At 37.6% G+C, this 20,505-nt stretch carries 23 protein-coding genes and 1 riboswitch; of the genes, 17 read left to right on the top strand and 6 right to left on the bottom strand.

Annotated features, from left to right (window positions below):
* Nucleotides 1-117: 117 nt before the first annotated feature.
* The 6 genes from EQ827_RS03505 to EQ827_RS03480 all read left to right on the top strand — a co-directional run bounded on the left by EQ827_RS03505 (nt 118) and on the right by EQ827_RS03480 (nt 5,208).
* Nucleotides 118-1,146, top strand: a complete 1,029-nt coding sequence (locus EQ827_RS03505) for a C40 family peptidase (protein WP_181189601.1) — start codon at nt 118-120, stop codon at nt 1,144-1,146.
* A 51-nt stretch (nt 1,147-1,197) separates the two neighbouring features.
* A riboswitch (FMN riboswitch) is annotated at nt 1,198-1,329 on the top strand.
* A gap of 138 nt (nt 1,330-1,467) precedes the next feature.
* Nucleotides 1,468-2,127 (top strand): ECF transporter S component, encoded by a 660-nt coding sequence (locus tag EQ827_RS03500; protein ID WP_181189600.1) that lies wholly within the window; start codon nt 1,468-1,470, stop codon nt 2,125-2,127.
* Between the two features lie 15 nt (nt 2,128-2,142).
* Entirely contained in the window at nt 2,143-3,003 is an 861-nt protein-coding gene (locus EQ827_RS03495) for an energy-coupling factor ABC transporter ATP-binding protein (protein ID WP_181189599.1), read from the top strand.
* Nucleotides 2,997-3,809: an ATP-binding cassette domain-containing protein gene (locus EQ827_RS03490; protein WP_181189598.1), complete on the top strand. Its 813-nt coding sequence runs from the start codon at nt 2,997-2,999 to the stop codon at nt 3,807-3,809. The genes EQ827_RS03495 and EQ827_RS03490 overlap by 7 nt, the downstream gene beginning before the upstream one ends.
* The gene (locus EQ827_RS03485) at nt 3,806-4,549 is read left to right on the top strand and encodes an energy-coupling factor transporter transmembrane component T family protein (protein ID WP_181189597.1); all 744 of its coding nucleotides are present in this window, start codon (nt 3,806-3,808) and stop codon (nt 4,547-4,549) included. Before EQ827_RS03490 ends, EQ827_RS03485 begins: the two co-directional genes overlap by 4 nt.
* 365 nt (nt 4,550-4,914) lie before the next feature.
* Nucleotides 4,915-5,208, top strand: a complete 294-nt coding sequence (locus EQ827_RS03480) for a hypothetical protein (RefSeq protein ID WP_181189596.1) — start codon at nt 4,915-4,917, stop codon at nt 5,206-5,208.
* Between the two features lie 53 nt (nt 5,209-5,261).
* Here the strand turns inward: EQ827_RS03480 and EQ827_RS03475 are convergent, their stop codons facing one another.
* From EQ827_RS03475 to EQ827_RS03465, 3 genes are read right to left on the bottom strand one after another with little or no spacing between them, the layout of a single operon-like run.
* Entirely contained in the window at nt 5,262-6,164 is a 903-nt protein-coding gene (locus tag EQ827_RS03475) for a glycine betaine ABC transporter substrate-binding protein (protein WP_181189595.1), read from the bottom strand.
* Nucleotides 6,165-6,173: 9 nt separating this feature from the next.
* A complete protein-coding gene (locus tag EQ827_RS03470; RefSeq protein ID WP_181189594.1) occupies nt 6,174-7,031 on the bottom strand; it encodes an ABC transporter permease in 858 nt (285 codons plus the stop codon).
* The gene (locus EQ827_RS03465; protein ID WP_181189593.1) at nt 7,028-8,227 is read right to left on the bottom strand and encodes a quaternary amine ABC transporter ATP-binding protein; all 1,200 of its coding nucleotides are present in this window, start codon (nt 8,225-8,227) and stop codon (nt 7,028-7,030) included. Before EQ827_RS03465 ends, EQ827_RS03470 begins: the two co-directional genes overlap by 4 nt.
* A gap of 31 nt (nt 8,228-8,258) precedes the next feature.
* Here EQ827_RS03465 and EQ827_RS03460 point away from each other — a divergent pair, with 31 nt between their 5' ends.
* Together EQ827_RS03460 and EQ827_RS03455 are read left to right on the top strand one after the other, a co-directional pair.
* Nucleotides 8,259-8,459, top strand: a complete 201-nt coding sequence (locus EQ827_RS03460; protein ID WP_181189592.1) for a hypothetical protein — start codon at nt 8,259-8,261, stop codon at nt 8,457-8,459.
* A 292-nt stretch (nt 8,460-8,751) separates the two neighbouring features.
* The gene (locus tag EQ827_RS03455; RefSeq protein WP_181189591.1) at nt 8,752-9,594 is read left to right on the top strand and encodes an alpha/beta hydrolase; all 843 of its coding nucleotides are present in this window, start codon (nt 8,752-8,754) and stop codon (nt 9,592-9,594) included.
* Between the two features lie 71 nt (nt 9,595-9,665).
* Here EQ827_RS03455 and EQ827_RS03450 read toward each other — a convergent pair whose 3' ends face one another.
* A complete protein-coding gene (locus tag EQ827_RS03450) occupies nt 9,666-10,496 on the bottom strand; it encodes a hypothetical protein (protein WP_181189590.1) in 831 nt (276 codons plus the stop codon).
* Between the two features lie 321 nt (nt 10,497-10,817).
* Between EQ827_RS03450 and EQ827_RS03445 the strand changes: the two genes are divergently transcribed.
* The 4 genes from EQ827_RS03445 (at nt 10,818) to EQ827_RS03430 (ending at nt 13,497) form a co-directional block, all read left to right on the top strand.
* Nucleotides 10,818-11,579, top strand: a complete 762-nt coding sequence (locus EQ827_RS03445; RefSeq protein WP_181189589.1) for a hypothetical protein — start codon at nt 10,818-10,820, stop codon at nt 11,577-11,579.
* Between the two features lie 240 nt (nt 11,580-11,819).
* Nucleotides 11,820-12,038, top strand: coding sequence for a DUF1659 domain-containing protein (locus EQ827_RS03440; RefSeq protein WP_181189588.1), 219 nt, complete (start codon nt 11,820-11,822; stop codon nt 12,036-12,038).
* A gap of 21 nt (nt 12,039-12,059) precedes the next feature.
* Nucleotides 12,060-12,272 carry a DUF2922 domain-containing protein gene (locus EQ827_RS03435; protein ID WP_181189587.1) on the top strand — a complete coding sequence of 71 codons (213 nt, stop codon included), beginning with the start codon at nt 12,060-12,062 and terminating at the stop codon, nt 12,270-12,272.
* A gap of 181 nt (nt 12,273-12,453) precedes the next feature.
* A complete protein-coding gene (locus tag EQ827_RS03430; protein ID WP_181189586.1) occupies nt 12,454-13,497 on the top strand; it encodes a CAP domain-containing protein in 1,044 nt (347 codons plus the stop codon).
* A 60-nt stretch (nt 13,498-13,557) separates the two neighbouring features.
* On the opposite strand, the gene EQ827_RS03425 is transcribed toward EQ827_RS03430, so the two are convergent.
* Complete coding sequence (locus EQ827_RS03425) at nt 13,558-13,806, bottom strand: hypothetical protein (protein ID WP_181189585.1); 249 nt, start codon at nt 13,804-13,806, stop codon at nt 13,558-13,560.
* A gap of 46 nt (nt 13,807-13,852) precedes the next feature.
* Here EQ827_RS03425 and EQ827_RS03420 point away from each other — a divergent pair, with 46 nt between their 5' ends.
* The 5 genes from EQ827_RS03420 to EQ827_RS03400 all read left to right on the top strand — a co-directional run bounded on the left by EQ827_RS03420 (nt 13,853) and on the right by EQ827_RS03400 (nt 18,833).
* On the top strand, nt 13,853-15,184 hold the full coding sequence (locus tag EQ827_RS03420; protein WP_181189584.1) for a DUF3329 domain-containing protein: 1,332 nt from the start codon (nt 13,853-13,855) through the stop codon (nt 15,182-15,184).
* Nucleotides 15,185-15,305: 121 nt separating this feature from the next.
* The gene (locus EQ827_RS03415) at nt 15,306-16,013 is read left to right on the top strand and encodes an MgtC/SapB family protein (RefSeq protein ID WP_181189583.1); all 708 of its coding nucleotides are present in this window, start codon (nt 15,306-15,308) and stop codon (nt 16,011-16,013) included.
* 12 nt (nt 16,014-16,025) lie between these two features.
* Nucleotides 16,026-17,078 (top strand): M24 family metallopeptidase, encoded by a 1,053-nt coding sequence (locus EQ827_RS03410; protein WP_181189582.1) that lies wholly within the window; start codon nt 16,026-16,028, stop codon nt 17,076-17,078.
* Between the two features lie 134 nt (nt 17,079-17,212).
* Nucleotides 17,213-17,416, top strand: a complete 204-nt coding sequence (locus EQ827_RS03405) for a hypothetical protein (RefSeq protein ID WP_181189581.1) — start codon at nt 17,213-17,215, stop codon at nt 17,414-17,416.
* Between the two features lie 469 nt (nt 17,417-17,885).
* On the top strand, nt 17,886-18,833 hold the full coding sequence (locus EQ827_RS03400) for a peptidoglycan recognition protein family protein (protein WP_181189580.1): 948 nt from the start codon (nt 17,886-17,888) through the stop codon (nt 18,831-18,833).
* A gap of 41 nt (nt 18,834-18,874) precedes the next feature.
* Here the strand turns inward: EQ827_RS03400 and EQ827_RS03395 are convergent, their stop codons facing one another.
* Nucleotides 18,875-20,341, bottom strand: a complete 1,467-nt coding sequence (locus EQ827_RS03395; protein WP_181189579.1) for a hypothetical protein — start codon at nt 20,339-20,341, stop codon at nt 18,875-18,877.
* Between the last annotated feature and the right edge of the window lie 164 nt (nt 20,342-20,505).

Below are 20,505 nucleotides of genomic sequence, written 5' to 3'. Positions count from 1 at the left end.
AGAATTTAGAAAAAATGATTTCTGTAATATATGTTATTGTCTGTTGATCCATTTATCGGTATAATTAGAATGTGAGACAATTATCATGTTTATTAGTATTATAGGGGGATTGAGAGTGTGAATAAAAGAAAATCATTGTATTTAACATCAGGTATTTTAGGGTTGACGACAGCCGCTGCTGTTGGTTTGAGTGCTAATACTGCGCAGGCTGCCACCAAAGGGACAGTTAGTTATACTGGTGGAGCCACGACAGTGTGGGATCGGCCGACTGCCGGTCAAAAGCCCCAAGGCTATTTACAAAATGGTCAAGCGGTAACTATTAAAGCTTCCAAACAAGTCTATCATCAAACTTGGTATCAACTAGGTGATAATCAATGGGTAGCTAGCCAATATATTAAACCGGCTAAAGAAGACCAAGCTATTGATACCAACGTTGCTACAACAGAATCGACAAATAATACAGAAGCAAATGCAGCAACTATTACTATTAATTATAAAGGTGGTACTACTACCGTCTGGGCAGAGCCTAATTTTCATCAACAAACAGGCCGCTATTTAAAATATGGAGCCACAGAAAAAATTATTGGACAAAAAACTATCCACGGTGCAGTCTGGTATCAGTTAGCTGATCAAGGCTGGGTACCGGGTGAATATGCTACTTTGAATAAAACAGCTCGCCAAGATGTGCCTGAAGTTAAGTCACAGGATCTGCAGGTTAAATCCACCAGTGCTGCTGTTCCTGTTTCTTTAGATAGTAATCAAAATTCTACATCGCAATCAACCGCAACTGCCCAAACAGTGGTGAATGCCGCTTTATCTCAGGTAGGAACTCCTTATGTCTGGGGTGGCGCCGTTCCGGGTCAAGGGTTAGATTGTTCAGGCTTAGTACAATATGCCTTTAGTCAAGCACATATCAGTATGTCTCATTATACTGTGGCCCAAGAAAGTGCCGGCCAGCGGATTGATTTAAGTAATTTACAGCCGGGAGATATAGTTTTCTGGGGCGGTGTGGGAGCCTCTTACCATGACGCTGTTTATATTGGTAATGGCCAATATGTTCATGCGCCTCAACCCGGACAATCTGTGCAAGTTGCCAGCATTTCCCAATATTTCATGCCATCATTTGCCGTTCGCGTATTTAATTAAATAATGTACAAACATTACAGCATATGCTAAACTAAACTTAGTTTAATAAGATAGCTTCTTCGGGGTCGGGTGTAATTCCCAATCGGCGGTAACAATATTATTGAAGTCCGCGACCTGCCTTAGGCAGTGGATCCGGTGTGAGTCCGGAACCGACAGTTAAAGTCTGGATGGAAGAAGAAGTTTCTCCAACTTGTTTATCGTGCAATTTTTTGTTGAAGATACTTCACTAGGTAGGAATACCCCGCAGTTTGCTGCGAGGTATTTTTTGTTGCACCTACGAATAAACTATCTGTTATTCACAACAAGAGGGAGGAAATTGTAATGAAAAAGAACCAAAGTTATGTTCGCTATGTGACCTTTTTGGCCGCTTTTGGGGCTTTAGCCTACTTATCGGCTGCCTTTTTAAAAATCCCCATGATTGCCTTTTTGAAATATGAACCTAAAGATGTCATTTTAATCTTAGGGGGAATGGTTTTCGGGCCAATATTTGCGATTGTTCTGTCCGTGATAGTTCCGTTCTTTGAATTAATCACTACTAGTTCAACTGGTATTATTGGTTTTGTGATGAATGTAATTGCCGCGATATGTTTTGTCTTGCCACCAGTAGTAGCTTATTCGCGCAAGAAAAAGACTAAGAGCTTGGTTATTGGCCTAATTGCCGGCATTGTGATGTTGACTGTCTTTATGCTGTTATGGAATTATTTATTGACGCCGCTATTTTTTGGTTATCCGCGTTCAGCCGTTGTTAAAATGTTAGTTCCAATTATTTTGCCATTTAATCTCATTAAGGGTGGACTCAATGCTTTATTTGTCTTAATTTTATACAAGCCAATTGTGAACGCTTTAATGAAGAGTAACATTTTAAGAAAAACAGACTTTAATATGATTAATAATGAAGCTAAATTAACTAATTATGCCGTGGCCGTCTTAATCGTTATTACAGTCATTTTACTAGTAATGAGCTATTTTAAAGTGATTTAGAGGAGAATTAGGAACGTGAAAGCAGCATTATTAGAAGTACGCCACTTGCAGTATGTGGCTGAACAATTGGTTAATTTGGAACTTGAGACGACTCAACACGAAATTTTACACGATCTTAATTTTGCTATTAAAGAGCATGAATTCGTGGGTTTAGTCGGACCTAATGGCTCTGGCAAAACTACTTTATCTAAGTTATTGACCCGCATTTTAGAACCGACTTCTGGGCAGATTTTACTCAATGGGGTCGATTATCAGGAATTTACGCCCCAGTGGCAGTTACATCAGCAGGTGAGTTTAGTATTTCAAAATGTGGATGCGCAATTTATTGGTGCTAATTTTCAAGAGGATATGGCCTTATATCTAGGCAATTTTGGCTGGACACCAGCCCAAATTCACGAGCGGATGCAAACTATTAGTCAGCAGCTGGGATTGTCAGAGTTAATAGATCAGCCCTTTAAGCGCCTTTCAGGAGGCCAAAAACAATTATTAGCGATTGCTGAAGCGTTAGCTGTGCAGCCCAAGCTCTTAATTTTAGATGAGCCGACCGCCCAATTAGATCCTGAAAATACCCAACAAGTTCTTCAGATTTTACAAAAGCTCCAACAACAAGATGTGACAATCTTGTTAATTACCCATAAACTAGCAGAATTGGCCTTGACTAAACGAGTATTGCTTTTAAATGCAGGTCAAATTACTCAAACAACAGCAACTGCAAATTTATTAACTGATTCTGAATTATTGCGTGTTAATCAGCTGCCGGTGCCGGATACCTTACAGATTGCTGAGCATCTTAGTCAGCTGACTGAACAACAGCTGTCGTTATCAAATCCCGAAATACCAGAGTTAATTCGGGTTATTCAGGAGAGACTATGTTAGAAATCAAGCACTTAAATTATCAGCCGCCGCAAAAAAGTCATTTTTTATGGCAGGATATTTCTGTGCGGCTGCAGACAAATAAAATTTACGGTTTGGTGGGAGTTAATGGTGTGGGCAAATCCACCTTATTAAACTTATTAAGTGGCTTAACTTTGCCATCTGCCGGAGATATTTATTGGCAGCAACAGCCTATTCATCAGTCAAAAACGGCTTTGCGGCAGTATTTGACGCAAGTGGGATACTGTCTGCAGGATGCTGATCATTTGTTTTTTAAGCAGACGGTACGCGAAGAATTAGAGTATCATCTGCAAGCAGATTTACAGTCAATAATTGAGCTATTGCAATTACAGCCCTTGCTAGAACGTTCACCTTTTGAATTATCTGGCGGGCAAAAAAAGCGCCTAGGCTTAGCCATTATGTTATTGCGTAAACCACAAATATTATTAGGTGATGAGATTACAGCAGGCTTAGATGCCCATTTTCAAAAAGTTGTGCTGTCACTGCTGCAGTCCTATCGGGATCAGCACCTGGTGGTTTTGGTAACACACAACTTGGAAGAGGCCTTACAGATGTGTGATGAATTATTATTTTTAGATAAGCAAGGTCTTCATAATTACCCAACCGCCCAAGTTGTCCAGCAGCCAGAATTATTTGCCCAATTTGGCCTGCTAAAACCGACAAGTTTGCATATTTGCCAACAATTAATTGCTGCGGGACTTTTGCCAGCGGCCACTTATTATCGTTCAAATAAGGAAATTGCCCAGGCCTTAGCGGCTCAATGGGATAAGGATGCGCACACATTATGAAATTAGATGGTCGTACGAAGTTGATAACTTGTATTTTTTTGACTTTGTTTATGTTTAGCTTTCATTATTACTGGCAATATGGTGTTATTATTGGTTTGTTTGTAATTATAGTGACAACCACCTTTAGTGCTGAGCAACGACAACAGCTGCTTCAGCATTGGAAGTTAGTGACATTTTTGCCGAGTTTGAATTTATTTGCGAATCTCTTTTTTGTGAATGGACCAGTTTTATGGTCATGGGGCTGGCTGCATTTGACTAATTTAGATTTGCAGATATTTATTCGAATTGCTTTATTATTAATGTTTGCTCTAGCTCTCACGATCAAAACTACGCCACAAGAATTGGCTTTGTCAGTCGGGAAAATCTTTCATTCTGTGTCTTTGGGCAGATATAATGGTGCGGGTGTGCCTTTAGTGATTATTATTATGGTGGCTTTTATTAATGAATTTCAGGCAACCTTTGTTACTGTTCAACAGGCGTACAAGCTACGCTCAAGCAGCAGTTCTAACCAACGTGGTTGGCAGCGAGTGAAAGAATATGCCTTTTTGTTGCAGCCGATTATTTTGATTTCAATGAAAAAAGCGGACCAAGTTGCAGATGCTTTAATTGCCAAGGGTTACCATCATAATTCCAGCTTATTTGATTATCAAGCGATTAAGTATCATGTTATGGATATAATGGTGTATTTAGTTTTAATATTAATTTTTGTCGGTAATTGGTATTTAGTGAAACATTTTTGAAAGTTAATTGTTGACTACCTGATGTAAAAGTGTATACTATATTTATCGCTACCTTGAGACCATTCTAGAATCACAACGGATGGAGGAATCAAGATGAAATATCAAGTACAATTAGACACTCAAAAACAACTATTTATTGTCGTTAATCCTAAGAATAATCGCAGAGCAACTGGTGCAACAATCCAGCAGGCATTAGCTGCCATGAATAATTAATAGCTAATTTAACTCCAACCCGATCGGGTTGGAGTATTTTTGTCTTGCTGCTAAAATCGGTTTCAGATATAATTGGCTTAAATCTCGCAATTTACTATTAAAGATACTCTTACTGTAATAGCAATGAAAATCCATCTTGGGGATGTGAAGTCATGAGACAGTTATTGCCAGCAAAAAAACGAACCGTATTAGCTGATATTTTGACTAGTTATCCGACTAAATATACGCAGCTAATGCTGGGCATTGAAAAAATCTGGGATATTTCATGCAGTATTAGCTTGATTTTTTGGGTGCTAAGCTGGGTGAAGATTAACCTCGAAGGTTGGAGCTTATTAACTGAAGTGATAGCAGGGCTTTCAGGTATTTTATTAGTAGTTGTGTGGATTTTAGATTTATGCCAGCGCCGCCATGGCAAGGAAAAAGGCAAATATTGGAATTATTGGTAATAAAAAAGGTCTCCTCAAGTTTTACAAACGGGAGACCTTAATTTTTATATTAATTATTTATTTTTTAAGTCGGCGATGGTATTAACATCTTTCATATAACTAGGAACCGCTAAACCGGTATGTGCGCCAGTTAAGTTTTGCCGAATTACTTGTACTTGATGGCGATATTTTTTGTAATAGAGACCTTGAGTTACTGGTAATTCACCGACAACACTGACATCGGCTGATTTAGAAGCCAAAGCACTCCACATAATGCCCACATCTAATTGCTTCAAAGTCACTTGATAGCCATGCTGTGAGAGAACTTGCTTAACGAGATTGGTAGCGGCCACTTCGTAGTCAAAGGCGGGGTAGACTAATGTAACTTCTTGACCTTTGCCGACAGGAACATCTTTTAACCAACTTTTGACCTGTTGCGGATGTTGGCGCAAGTATTCATTAATAGCCGTTTTAGTGTTCGTACCACGATTAATTTGCAGCATTAATGGCGTAGCCTCATTTAACTGCCAGTGGAAATTCTTGAAAAATTGATAAACTCCCGGTTGGTCTTTTTGAAGACCCAAACGAGCAATTGTCTGCATACTTTCCCCTTTACCAAAAACATGCTGGGGATCTTTAAGGAATTTAAGATGATATTTTTCAACCATCCAGTGTGGTTCCCAGGCTGTCACGACAATTGGCTGACGATTTTTGGTAGCCTTATCGAGGGTACTAATCATCGCTGCTGTGGAACTAGTCATTAATTGCCAATTATGTTTTTTTAACTGGTAAGAGTCTAAGGCTTGATCTGCCCGCCCCATAATGCCGGCTCCCGCTTCAATACCAGTAATAGTGTAATTAATTTGCGGGCCTACGGCTTTTTGGGAATTATAAGCGGGTAAACTGGCTCCGCTGCAGCCAACTAGTAAAGTTATAAGGGCAAGACTTAAAAATCCCAGTTTTAATTTTTTCTTCATAAAACCTCCTTAATGCTGATGGCGGTCTTGCGTCAACGCTTGGGTAATGCGATCGAGGATAATTGCCAAAATAACTACCGCTAAACCAGCAGCAAAACCGGCTCCCGCGTCATTACGACCGACAGCAAAATAAACCTGTGTACCTAAACCTAGTGCCCCAATCATCGAAGCAATTACCACCATAGATAGCGCCAGCATTAAACTTTGATTGATACCAGCCATAATAGTAGAACGAGCGAGCGGCAATTCTACTTTAATTAATTTTTGCCAAGCACTAGCACCATAAGCATCTGCCGCTTCGACTAAATCCGCAGGCACTTGCCGAATACCCAGATTAGTCATACGGACTGTGGGCGGTGTGGCAAAAATAACTGAAGCCAACACGCCGGGTACCATCCCAATGCCAAAGAAGGCTACCGCTGGAATTAAATAGACAAAAGCCGGCATAGTCTGCATAAAGTCTAAAATCGGATTAACAATCGTCTGCACGAGCGTTTTTTTGGCCATCCAAATACCTAAGGGAACACCAACCACAAGCGCAATTAATGTGGAAGTGAGAACCAAGGTTAAAGTTTCGGTCATATCATGCCAAAAGCCCAGATTCCAAATTAATAATAAGCCCAGTAATTCAAAGGTTAAGAGGCCCCATTTTTTGGTATGTCGCTTTTGCCAGTAAGTAATGGCCAGGACAATAATTATTAACACACCAACCGGTAAAATATCAAATACCCACTGAAAGGCGTTAATAATACCCTGAAAAAAGTTAGTAATACTATTAAAGAACCCACTAAACTGACTTAACCAATCAACTAAGGCATTAATCCAGTCAGCTAGGGGAATTTTAGGAATTTGTACTGCACTGATCATTGTCCAACCTCCTCACCAGCAATTGCTGCCAGTACTGAACCTCTAAGAATAATTCCTAATAAATGGTGTTGGTCATCTAAAACGGCATATGGAATAGGTGTTTTGGAAATTTTATCCATTAAGTCATTGATTAAAACATCTGGCCCAGTAATCGGGACGTCAGTCTTCATCACGGAACGTAAATCTTTACTTTTCTTATGGATAAGGGCAGCTACATCATCGGAATCTACAAACCCCACAAAGCGATGCTCATCATCAACAACATAAATAGAGGAAATATCATTAATCCGCATTTGGCGCAAAGCTACGCGGGGACCCGATGTCTTAATATTAATCGTACTGGCTTTGGTCATAACACTTTTGACTGTCAAAGCCTTAGTCCGATCAACATCTTCAATAAAACGTTCTACATAATCATTGGCTGGATTAGTCAGGATAGTTTCAGGATCGCCAATTTGATCAATTGTGCCGTCATGCATAATTAAAATCCGATCACCAATGCGTAAAGCCTCATTTAAGTCGTGACTGATAAAAATGATGGTTTTATGCATTTTTTCTTGGATTTCTAATAATTGATCTTGCATATCCCGTCGATTTAACGGATCAAGTGCAGAAAAAGCCTCATCCATCAGTAAAATTTGAGAATCATTGGCCAAAGCACGCGCTAGTCCCACGCGTTGCTGCATCCCACCGGATAATTGATCGGGATACTGATCATCATAGCCATGTAAGTGGACCAATTCTAAAGCCTCATGAGCCTTTTGATTACGTGTTTGCAGATCAATGCCTTGAACTTCAAGACCATAACCGGCGTTTTGCAGTACAGTCATATTTGGGAAAAGGGCGAAATTTTGAAAAACCATACTGATTTTTTGTTGGCGGACTTGCCGTAGCTGTTTCTTATTCAGCTTCATAACATCAGCGCCTTCAATGAAAACTTCGCCACGCGTGGGATTAATCAGGCGATTGAGCATGCGGACTAAAGTAGATTTACCACTACCTGATAGTCCCATAATGACGAAGATTTCACCGGCCTGAACAGAAAAGTTGGCACGGTTGACACCCACTGTGGCGCCCGTGCGTTTGAGAATATCCGCCTTAGATACACCCTGCTGCAGTAACTTGAGGGCTTCACTTTTATGAGTACCAAAAATCTTAGTCAGATTGTGAACTTTAACTTTTGCTTCTTTCTCCAAACAAAAACCTCCTTCGGTAATTGGAGTAACAATGTTAAAAAGTTATATTACTAGTCTAACGTATTTAGACACTAAGTTCCAAGGATGTGCCAGGCTCACAAGTGTTCAAGACAGCATTTTTGTGGCGAATGGTGATGAGGTCAAGACTTTAAAGAAATCAAATTTTTCGCAAATATTTATGCATTTTGGTTATAATTTGTCATCATTTATTGATATTAGACAAGCCCAATGAGTCAGACTAAACTAGAAATACAGGTGATTTTTGAAATCACTATTTGTTATTAATAATTACTTGAGGACATAGAATATTACTTTAAAAGCGGCTTAATAATTATGTAAGTTAAAAATTATCCATTTAAAACCTCAAGTTGGTATACTAATGATATTCTGAAGATTTGTTGTTCTTGCAAGTGTACCTATGGCGGCAATATTTGGAGGGTGGACTTGAACCCTGCTAAAGGCTAAAGCGCTTTAATCACGAACTGCAACAGATTTTTCTCAAAATAAAATAAGTAGGTGTAAATATGTCTTCCAAAAAATATCTCTTTACTACTATTATAGTGGCGCTTATTCTTATTGTCTTCGGCAGTCAAGTCCACACTGCTTATAGTCAGCCAACCGCTGTCAAGTCCACACCCACGCTATTTTTACATGGTTGGGGCAGCAGTGTCCATGCTGAACAGCAAATGACCAATTCCATTAAGCGCGCGGGAATTTCTAACAGTATCACTCAGGCCTTGGTAACGCCAAAAGGTCAGGTCAAGTTGCGCGGACACATTCCTGCTAATGCTCACAATCCGATAATTGAAGTAGGTTTTCAAGATAATCGCAATACCAATTTTCATCAAGATGGCTGTTGGTTAAAAAATGTTATTGTAAAACTGCAGCGGGTTTATCATATTAAACGTATCAACTTAGTCGGTCATTCCATGGGTAATATGGCTATCGTATATTACTTATTAGATAATGCTTCTCAAAAGCATTTGCCTAAATTAGAACGTCAAGTAAATATTGCGGGGCACTTTGATGGAGTGTTAGGTGAAGGTGATCGACCTAATCGTTTAAAGTTAAACCGCCAGGGTCGACCTGATCATCTAGATCATAACTATCAAACCCTGATGGCTTTGCGTCAAAAATATCCACGTCACCAAGTTCGGGTGTTGAATATCTTTGGCGATAAGAAGGACGGTACCCATTCAGATGGTGATGTTTCTAATGCCTCTGCTCAATCTTTACGGTATTTAATTGGTTCGCGGGCTTTATCCTATCAAGAAATCAAAATCAGCGGTCGCAATGGTCAGCACAGTCGTCTGCATGAGAACAAGCAAGTGGACCGCATTTTAATGCACTTTTTATGGAATAAATAAAACGTCAATTAAAAAAACCGAAGCTCATAGGGTTTCGGTTTTTTGATATCTATTAAAATGATATTGCTTAATTAAAATCCAGCATCTTCTGGCGTAATAGTGTTGCGACCATCTGCCTTAGCTTTTTGAATTGCCCGGATGATGTCACTGTCACTAGCAGCTGCTTCTTGCACACCTTGTTCACGTAACTGTTTACGGGCTTTTTGAATATCAGCAGTAGTAATCTTTTGACCGTTAGCAGTAGGATTCTTGATGGCATCAGATTCTCCGGGCGCATGTTCAGCGTTATCCGCAGCAGCGGGCCGGTTAGTAGTAGCATGAGAAGTGTCAGATTTGAGATTTTTTACACTGGTTAAGAGCAGTTCATTGGCCTGTTGATAGAAGTCACGATAATATCTTTTGTGAAAATCTGTTTTTTCTAATAAGGCAACAACAAGTGTCTGGGCTTGCTTGTAATCTTGGCTGTCACTAGCTGTGGTCGCTTTTTCGATTTGGTTGCGGTATGCTTTGCGATGGTTTTGAATAGTGGGAATTAATTGGAGTAATTTGCGCGCACGAGCCTGCATTTTGCTGGAGCCATGGTCGTTATCTTTGACATCTTCTAGGTGATCTTTAGCTTCTGCCAAAGAGTAACGGTCTAGAGCCTTTTGGGCGCTATTCAAGGCTTGAGCTTGCTGTTGGTAAATTTTAGCTTGCGAATCATCAGGTTTAGCTGTCAAAGCCGCTTGATAATAGGCATCAGCGGCAGCAAAATTATTCTGTGCTACCGCTTGTTTGCCCTTGACCATTACACTCGAATAAATCTGTTGGTCATGATTAGCATTAGATTGCGAATTATGACAACCACTTAAGATTAAAATACTAGCCGCCAAGGCAATGAAGGTTGTCAGTTGCTTTTTCATCAATAAAACCTCCTTGAGTTTGTAATCATCGTTATTATAGCATGATTGTTCAGACCACACAGGGCTGCAATAAAATTGTAATCAGGCCGTAATCACAAAAAAAGCCCACCATAATAACTGTGGACTCTTTTGGTTGGCATCATATAAATTATGATTTATCTAATTATATATCAAAGACTAAACTTGCGTCTAGTTATTGGTAAAATTATTAGATCGCTGGATTGATAGTGGCTGAATTTGTAAAAACTATTATAATAGAAAATAAGCCTAGTGAAAGCAATTTACCATTTAAGTAAAATTACATAATTTGGAGGGGGAAACATGAAAGAAGCCCAAGCAATAATTAATTATATCGACATGCAAATGCAGCCGATTCGGCCACAAAAACTTTTAACGGGCGAAGTTGGTCAACCGGTGAAGTTTGATATTCCTAAAATTAGTGGTTATCGCTATGCTGTGCAGATGATTACCGGATTGAACGATGAACAAATTCCTACTTTTGTGGAACCTAATACAGTTATTAAGTATCAAGCAGATCGAACCTTACAATTTGAATTACGATATCAAAAACTGCCAACACCTCAGCCTAAGCGTGCTGATGCCAAACAATGGGTAGCTCAAGCTGACCACAAATTCTTGGTCAAATCCCAACAAGAGACCATTCCTGTTTTTGGTGATGACCAACAACAGCTCTTGCAAACGGTCTTGCAGCCAAATACCTTTGGCACTTACACCCAGCAAAAAGAAGTCGACGGCCAGGTCTATTATCTAATTGCACCGCACCAATGGGTGCGAGCTAGTGATGTAGTCTTAGTTGATGATAAAGCCAAGGTTAAACAGCCTAAGTTGTGGCAGGTCACGCCAGTTGATTATACAGTCATCGTCAAAATCCCCGACAACATGCAGGCAGTCTTGTGGCAGATTGATTCTCAATCATTGGCCCAAACTAAACTAGAATCACATCTAGTAGACAATGGAACAAAATTAAAGATTGATGCTGAAATTCTCATTGCGGGCGAGATATTTTATCACATTGTTAATAGCAACTGGATTAAAGCTAAGTATGTCAGCCGTGAGAATTAGCCGCTAAAAAGCCCACTGTTCTTAAAACAGTGGGCTTTTTAGTAACAACTAGTTCACAATCTCCATAATAAATTATGAGCAGGTAAAACCGAATACCAACATCTATTATAAACTGATTTATAAAAAAATAAACCTAATTGCTTGGATTAGTTCCGTTTTTTGTTTTTTAAACGTTACTAGGGGTGTAGACAATAATTGCTGGCCAGTAGTTAGCCTACCAAATTCAAGGAGGTAAGTATCATGAAAACAACACACAATTGGCTCAGTACCGCCGTTAATTATCAATTCGCCCAAGCTGGTAAAGTCGATCTCATTCAACAACATCTGGCGAATATGATTGCTAATCCCAGTGACGAACAAGTGATAGCTGTCGGAACAGCCTTAGCCAATTTAGGCAGTGATTTACAATTGGCAAGTGCCGATATCACTGTTCATTCCACCATTTTGGCAACTAATTAGAATATAAGGAGGACAATAATTATGCGCGTTTTACAATTAGGATTTCAATCAGAAACAGGTAAAAAACGGACTTTAGCATTAAAATATGTCGATCAGAACTTAGACGCTGAGCGCGTCCGAGCTCAAATGCAGACAATCGCTGATGCACAATTATTCATGCGGGACAATGAACAAATTTACTTTAAGCCCATTTCGGCTAAATATGTCGAAACTAACGAATTACCCTTGTTTTAATAATTAAAAAATAATGATAACCTACTCCAAACACCTCGGCAAAATTACCGAGGTGTTTTTGTGAATTAATAAAATTAACAAATATAAGTTTTTTAAAAATATAGTTTTTAATGATTAATAACAGTATACTGAAGTAGTTTGTATTATAATAAATAGTAATCTTAATTAAGAGGTAAAATGAATGAAAACTCATAAAATATTACATGGAATAACAGGTGTCTCACTTTTAATGGCTATTGGTTTGATGACTAATGTTCGTTCAGCCAAGGCCAATGCGAATGACTTTAACTATAATGTTGCTACAGTATCCAAACTTCCAGCAGCACATTTGTATACAGACGACGGTGTATTTAAAGTTTCACGCCTATTAGTTGCGAAAAGTGACTGGCGTGTGGGCCAAGTTAAAATAATGAATGGACATTACTTTTACCAAGTATCTTCCCATGAATGGCTCAGGGATGACGATAGTTATACCAATTTTAGTCCCCAAAATGTTAATAATGAAGGACAATTGTTAGGTACCATTATTAGTAAAGCACCAGTTATCTTTAATAATTCATCGCGAAGCTATCTTAAAGATAATACACGTTTTCCTGAAAAATCAGTATGGAAAGTATCCAATGTCGTCAAAAACAAGCATGGCGAATATTTCTTCCGTATTTCTACTAATGAATATATTTCTGATCAATATATGAGATCTAGTCGCCCATTACAGAATAGTGATGTTAAATATATAGCTGATTTTGGAATTGTTGATAATTCAGATTCTAATAAACCTAATAATGTAACTCCAGTAAACAATAATGATCCTGAAACAATCAGTGAATCTATTTATTCTGCTATTAATACTGAGCGCAGCCAAAGGGGACTTGCTCCTTTACACCATCATGCTGGATTAATGAATGCAGCAGCTACGAGGGCACAAGAGCAGGCAAAAATTTTTGGTAGTGTACGCCCCAATGGACAAGATTGGACAACAATTTTAACACAACAAATTTATCCCCATACACAAAACAATTATAATGAGATTGTTAACTATATCCCTGATCAAAATTCAACTCTTGAGCAGATTGTAGCGCTAAATATGCTGAAGTTTCATAATTTTTCTTCTCAATATGCAACTCTTATCAATCCTGATTTTACAGATATAGGCATTGGCGTTTACCTAAATAAAACTGCTAATCGATACTATGTTGTAGAAATTTTTGCAAATCCAGGCAAGTAAAAGTATAAGTAATAGATTTACATTTGTTCTTAGTTGAAAGCAGGACTATGACCTAATTAGTCACAGTCCTGCTTTGTTATGTTTTCTATTAATCAAAAATAGGTTATTAAATAAGATGGTATTTAAGAATATGATAATATTTGCAATGATAATTGTAGTTCCAGTAGCTTGCATGCAGTGAATAATAGTTTTGGATAAATTTAATTGGCAAGTTCTAATGTTACTTGCTAAAATTTGGGATATTAATATTAAAAAAGCACCAATAAATAAAATAACCCAATAAACAATATTAACTATATTTTTTTTCATTTCGTAGCTCCCAATCTTAATTTTAGTAAACATTATGGAGGATTTTATGCTGATTAGTAAGTTTAAATGGCGTTGGTATTGCATTTTGGCAATAGAATACATATTTATTTTTATCTTAAGCTTAAAAACACCATTGTATGCAGATGATTTATTAGAGACAAAATTGTCACTAATTAAAATTATTCAGCTAACTTGGCAAGATTACTGTGTCGGTGGTAATGGCCGTTTTTTTGGGCAATTAATATATCGAATATTAGATAATGTCCCCCTTCTTATATTTGCAATATTAAATGCAGCAGTTTTTTGTTTATTGACATTTTTAATTTTTATAATTAGTGTTAAAAAACATCATTCCATAAAAAAATATATCATATTACTAGCACTTTTAATTTTTAATATTCCTGCTTTTGGTCAAACGGTTTTGTGGAAAGCGGGTGCAGGTAATTATCTTTGGCTGACAACTATTATTTTGCTATATTTAATTGGCAACTTTAGTGAAGAATTATGTAATACAAAACAGACAAAACGCTGGGCATTTTATATAATGCCGTTTTTGAGTTTTATAGCAGGCTGGGGAAATGAAAATACGTCTTTTGCAGCAATTATATTAAGTATATTTCTTATGTTTTATAGACAAGCAATCTTAAAAAAATCGTTTTCAATTAGAAAAGTTATTAATTTTGTTATATTAGTAATTGGATATTTGTGCTTATTATTTGCTCCAGCAAATCAAAAACGGACATCAGGGCAGATCACAATTTTTAATTCTAGTAATCAACCGTATTTTGCTAAAGTATTTAACGGCTGTATAAATGTAATTTTAACAATTTCCCATTATTATCTAGGATTATTAATTTTGACTGCATTAATGGTTATAATAATGAAAACGTACTATTTTAGTTTGTCTAAAACAGCTATCTCTTTATTTTTTATAATAGCTGGTGGATTAGCAATTATGGCCTTAGTAATTGCACCAATTTATACCTGGGATGGTGGCCGTGCTTATTTTGGTGGAATAATCTTTTTACTTATTGCGGTTTTAACACTTTTGCCTGACAATTTGGATTATTTTTTGCGTATAAGAAAATTTTTAGGTGAAGCTATCATGTTAATTATATGTATTGGTAGTATTTTCTATGTAAATTGGGGAATTCACGATTGGTTTCAATCATCACAGGCAATTTATCAGCGTTATGAATATATCAATCAGCAACTTCAGCAGGGTCATACAACCGTAAAGATACCGCCACTAAGTTATTATCCAAAGAGTAAATTTTCCGTTAATTATGGTATGCCCGATATTTCCCAGAAATCCGGTGAGTATATGGATGAATATTTTTATCATTATTTTTCGGGACTAAAGAAAATTAAACATTAATAACATTTTCCGAAGTTCGATATTTTCGAATATTGGGAAACGCTTGCTGATTTTTGCCTTTTAGACCAAAGTGAGTATAATAGAACAATTATAAACCTAAGCAGGGAAGGGGGCCCAATTAATGGATTTACATTTGTCACTTTGGGAGATTGTCTTGCGCTTGGTTCTATCAGTCTTATGTGCTGGCGTCATTGGTTATAATCGTCAGCAAAAGAATCATTCCGCTGGTATTCGCACCCATATTCTAGTCTGTGTCGGAGCTTGTATTATTGCCATGATTCAAAAAGAAATTGGCTTTAATGCTTTGCTTATGGCCAGCCGCTACCCCCAGTATTCCGGAGTTATCCGCGCTGATGAAGCTCGTCTAACGGCCCAAGTTGTTAGTGGTGTCGGTTTCTTAGGTGCAGGGACTATTTTGGTACATCATCAAGTAGTCCGCGGCTTAACCACGGCAGCCAGTCTGTGGACCGTAGCTGGGTTAGGCTTGGCTGTCGGGATGGGCAATTATGATATTGCCATTGCTGGAACTGTCGTAATCTTCTTAGTATTGGGAGCTTTAAAGCGGATTTTGCATATTACTCCTGTTAAAAAAATCATGATTCAATACCGTCACAAAAAAGAAACCAAAATCTTTATTCAAGACTACTTTGATGAACATGATATCGTGGTGCGGGATGTCAACTTTAACGTCGATCAAGCGGACGCCAATAATCATATCTACACTAACGTCTATGATATTGAGATTCCTAATAAGATGAACTATGCTGATATCATCGAGGATATATCAATGAATGAAAATGTAATTGCCATCAAGATGGTGAGCGTGTAGGAGGTATTATCCATGGATAAATTTACCCAAATTCGTCAAGAAATAGCCGCTAAAAAGGCCGATGCCTTGTTAGTGAGTCGGCCAGCCAATCTTAGTTATTTATTAGAATTTACTGATTATGAAGGCTTAATCATCATTACGCCACAGCAGGTGTATTTATATACTGATGGCCGCTTCTTTGCCGAAATTAAGGCCTTAGTTCCTCAGTTTGTAATTGTTGATCGCGCTCAAATTAGTTTGGTGCAGTTTTTAGTGCAGCAACAAATCCACCAGCTCATCATTGAACCAGATTTTTTGAATGTCAGCACCTTTCGCCAGCTGAACCATCAGAGTTGGCAGTTGCTTGATTCCAGTAATCTTGTGGAAAAAATTCGCATGGTGAAAACCTCCGCTGAAATTGCGCGCGTTCAAAAAGCGGCTCAAATTGCTGATCAAGTTTTTGAGGAGACTCTTAATTATCTTAAACCCGGCGTCAGTGAATTAGCCGTTGCCAATGAAATGGAATATTTGGGTAAAAAATTAGGCGCGAGTGCGACTTCATTTGCCACTATTGTAGCGTCAGGAATTCGTTCTGCAATGCCTCATGGCAGTGCCAGTGATAAGCTCATTGCCGAACATGAGTTAGTAGTATTGGATTTTGGCTTTGTCTATCACGGTTATGATTCTGATATCACCCGCACCGTCGCTGTTGGCAGCGTCAGTGAAGAACTGCAAGAAGTTTACCAATTAGTACTGGCTGCCCAACGGGCAACTATTGACCAAATTTATTTAGATCAGCCGTTGAAGGCTATCGATGCTTTTGCCCATGATTATATTGCTCAGCGTGGTTATGGGCCTCAATATATGCACGGTACCGGTCACAGTGTGGGTCGAGAATGTCACGAATATCCAACATTAAATGCTGCCAGTACAGAAGTGTTGCCAGCTCAAATGACTTTTACTATTGAACCCGGAATTTATCTCCCTCATCAAGGTGGTGTGCGTATTGAAGATGACCTTTATTTAGATAATACCGGACAGGTACACATGCTCACGCAAGCTAGTAAAGACTGGATTGAACTTTAATAAGTTATTTAAATATAGCAGTTTTAGCTGGGACATTATGTCCCGGCTATTTTTATATAGGAATTGTCTACCTTGCAATACCGAACAAATGTTCGTATAATAAAAGAGTAGTTAGGAAGTAAGGAGGCAATTATATGGCATTACAAACAAAAAACGCCTATCTTGTAACTTCAAGACAGACGTCTAGCACAGTTCTAAAACGCATCACCCGCTTGGTAAATGCAAAGTTAATGGACGACACTCCGATAACCACCAAGCAATTACTGGTAATTCTGGCAGTCTCACCAGTAATCTGGGTAACCTGCATTTTAGCCACCGCAGCAATTCTACTACTATAATAGCATAGTGTGACTAAGTAATTAGCTGTAAACATCGCATTTTTATTTGCACTTGTATTTAATGACCAAAACAAGTTATAATTTGAAGGTGAACCATAATCGTCAGGTGTTTGCCTGAAGTTTATGATGATGTTTGTCACTAATGCTGATACTTGAGAATATGACTATTAAGATTAGTTCATTAAGGATATTCATACTGGCTGAAAGTACCCTTAATATTTCTCAATTTTATGTTGGAGATATCTCTTCGAAGACCCCCCTAAACATCATCATGCAAACACCTCTCCCCCAATACATTTGGTTTACGTTAAAAAGTACTGATGCAACAGCTATCAGTACTTTTTTAATGCCCTATTCTGATATTAATTCAGAAAGTTTGCGTTTGTGTTACACATTGCTTACAAGTATTGTTGCCATTATTATTACTTGTTAGAATGGTAGAGGTAGGTTATCAAAAGGAGAGGTTTAAATGGATTTAAGACAACGGATTATCCGTTTGTGGAAGCCGATTGTAGGTTTAGTAGTATTTTTGTGTAGTTTGAGTTTTGCTCAGACTGCGCAAGCACAAACGATTAATGAATACATTGAGCAGAATAATATTCAGCCCAATGAGATTCATCAAGTTAATGGAACTTTTGACCAGAAGTTTGGTTATCGCAATGGTGTTGGCAAGCCAGAGGGTGTAGTTATTCATGAAACAGCAGATTCCAATGCTTCAGCCTGGGATGAGGTTACTTACTTTAACCGGGAGTGGCCTAATATTCAAGCATATGTGCATGCTTTTGCTGATGCTAATAACATTTTACAGATTCATAGTGCTGACTATGGTGTCTGGGGAGCTGGTCCTTGGGCTAATAGTCGGATGATTCAGATTGAATTGTGTGAGGTCAATAATTATGACGATTTCGCACGTTCCGTCAATAACCAAGCATATTTCACTGCTGTAATGTTGAAACGTTACGGTTTAACTCCATCATTAGCAGATGAAAGAGGTTACGGCACCATTTGGTCTCATAATGCTATTAACCAATATCATCCAAGTGCTGGTGGTCATACTGATCCGATTGGCTATTTTAATAAATGGGGCTACACAATGTGGCAGTTCTATCAATTAGTACAGTATCATTATGGCAGGCTTAATGATGATAATTCAGCCAATAATACCCCGGTAGCTGAAGATAACAGCGATAAGGGTGTTATCAAAGTGCTAGATAGTTTGAGTGCTACCCACTTGTATAAATTAGGTGATGATGGAGTAACAATGACTTGGAAGCCATCACGTTTAGTAAGTGGGGGCTCTAGCTGGCTAACTGATAAAACCACGACTTATGATGGGCATACTTACTACCGAGTATCCAGCAATGAGTGGGTTTTAGATAATCAATGTACAGTAACCCGTGCCATACCAAATAAATAGTGCTAATAAAATGTCAGCTAATAAAGCTGGCATTTTTATTTTTAACGCCAAAATTTTTCAATAAAGTTAAATTGCTGGCGAAAACGATAATATTGAGGATGTTGATCAATAAGTCGATCAAATCCTTTTACATAATTGCGAAAGGGCACATGTTGCCGTAATTGACTTTGCTGGCCAGAAAGCCACGCAGAATTACTGGTTCTAATTTCATTAACATAATGATTAGTACTCATAATTGTTAAAGTATGTAAAGCTAATGCTGCTGTAATTAGTAAAATAATACATTGATACCTTGGTTTAGAGAATATCCTTTGAGAAGAAAGATAAGTTGATATTAAATAATTAGCTAACGTAATAGCAGTTAAGAGCATAAATATATAATTACAAAAATACTCACGAATGCGTAAAGGATTATTAATTATAAAAAAGGGAGCAATAGACAAAAAACCAGCTAATTGAAAAGTAATAATCTTATAACGATAAGAATTTGGTAAGAATAGTAGAGCAATTATAAGTATCAATAACCAAAAGCCAGTCATGACTATACTATCAATTATAGCAATTTGTCTGGGTAAATTTTGAATAATAAAGATATCATTAATTCGCTGTTGAATATAATTACTAATATAGATTAAATAGCCAATAAAAATTACAGTAAGACCACTGATAACAACTCTTACCATTAAATTAGTTGAGTGCCATAATAGCCCTAAAACGAGCAGTGCTAAAACTAAATTTAAACCGATATTAAAAGTTAAAAAATAAAAATGTGTCTGATAAATATAATTGTGGATTATCTGATTAAAACTAGTAACTAATTGCCGGTAATTATTAGTATGAAGATAATAAGAAGGATGAGCTGCCATGATGGCTGCGCCTATTAGTGCTCCAGCCAGTCCATAAATATTAAAACGATAAACATGCTTTTGCTGGAATTTTTGCCATCCTATAATTACTATTATGAAAAACAACTGTAAAAGGGTCATACTTTCGAGGAATAATTGTCCCACTAACATGATCAGCAAGGTTAACCAGCACAATAAAAAATTATCATGGTGTGGCTGATAATTCAGGTAAAGTAACCACAAAATTGTAATCATCGGGGGAACATAGTTCACGAACCCGGCATTCCAAGCCAAAACATCTGTAAATAATCCCGTAGGTAATAAAGTAGTACCTAAGATTCCTCCTATAAAAGATATTAAAGTACAATCGCCGAGCTTATAAATTAACAGCAACAGCATAGTACAACAACTAGCATAGACTAACATCGCTAACAATAAATGACGCGTAGTAAAAATCTCTAAAAGATTACCTAAATAACGTCCATTACCTGAACCTCCATAAATTGGCAGATTAGGTGCAACAAAATTATGAGTTAGCAAATACTGTCCATGTTCACCCCACCAAAAGAAATCATCGCCACCAAGAATCAAAAAATAGCGGAAAATAAAAAAATAAATAAAAACTGGGATAAATAATAGTGGTGTTTTTAATTGCAGTTTCAATGCTAAATATCTCCTAAATAAATTATTTAATAACTATTATTTTAGCAATTATTTTTAAAAAGTAACTAGTGCAATTAAACAGTTCATCATTTGCGGTCAACAGGGCAAAAATGGTGCTAAAGGCCACTAATTATTGCAGGAATATGACAAAAACATTACGGAAC

This window comes from Bombilactobacillus bombi, from assembly GCF_013607485.1.
Lineage (GTDB): Bacteria > Bacillota > Bacilli > Lactobacillales > Lactobacillaceae > Bombilactobacillus > Bombilactobacillus bombi_A.
The sequence above is the reverse complement of the archived record's forward strand: the minus strand, read 5'-3'. Positions and strand labels throughout refer to the sequence as shown.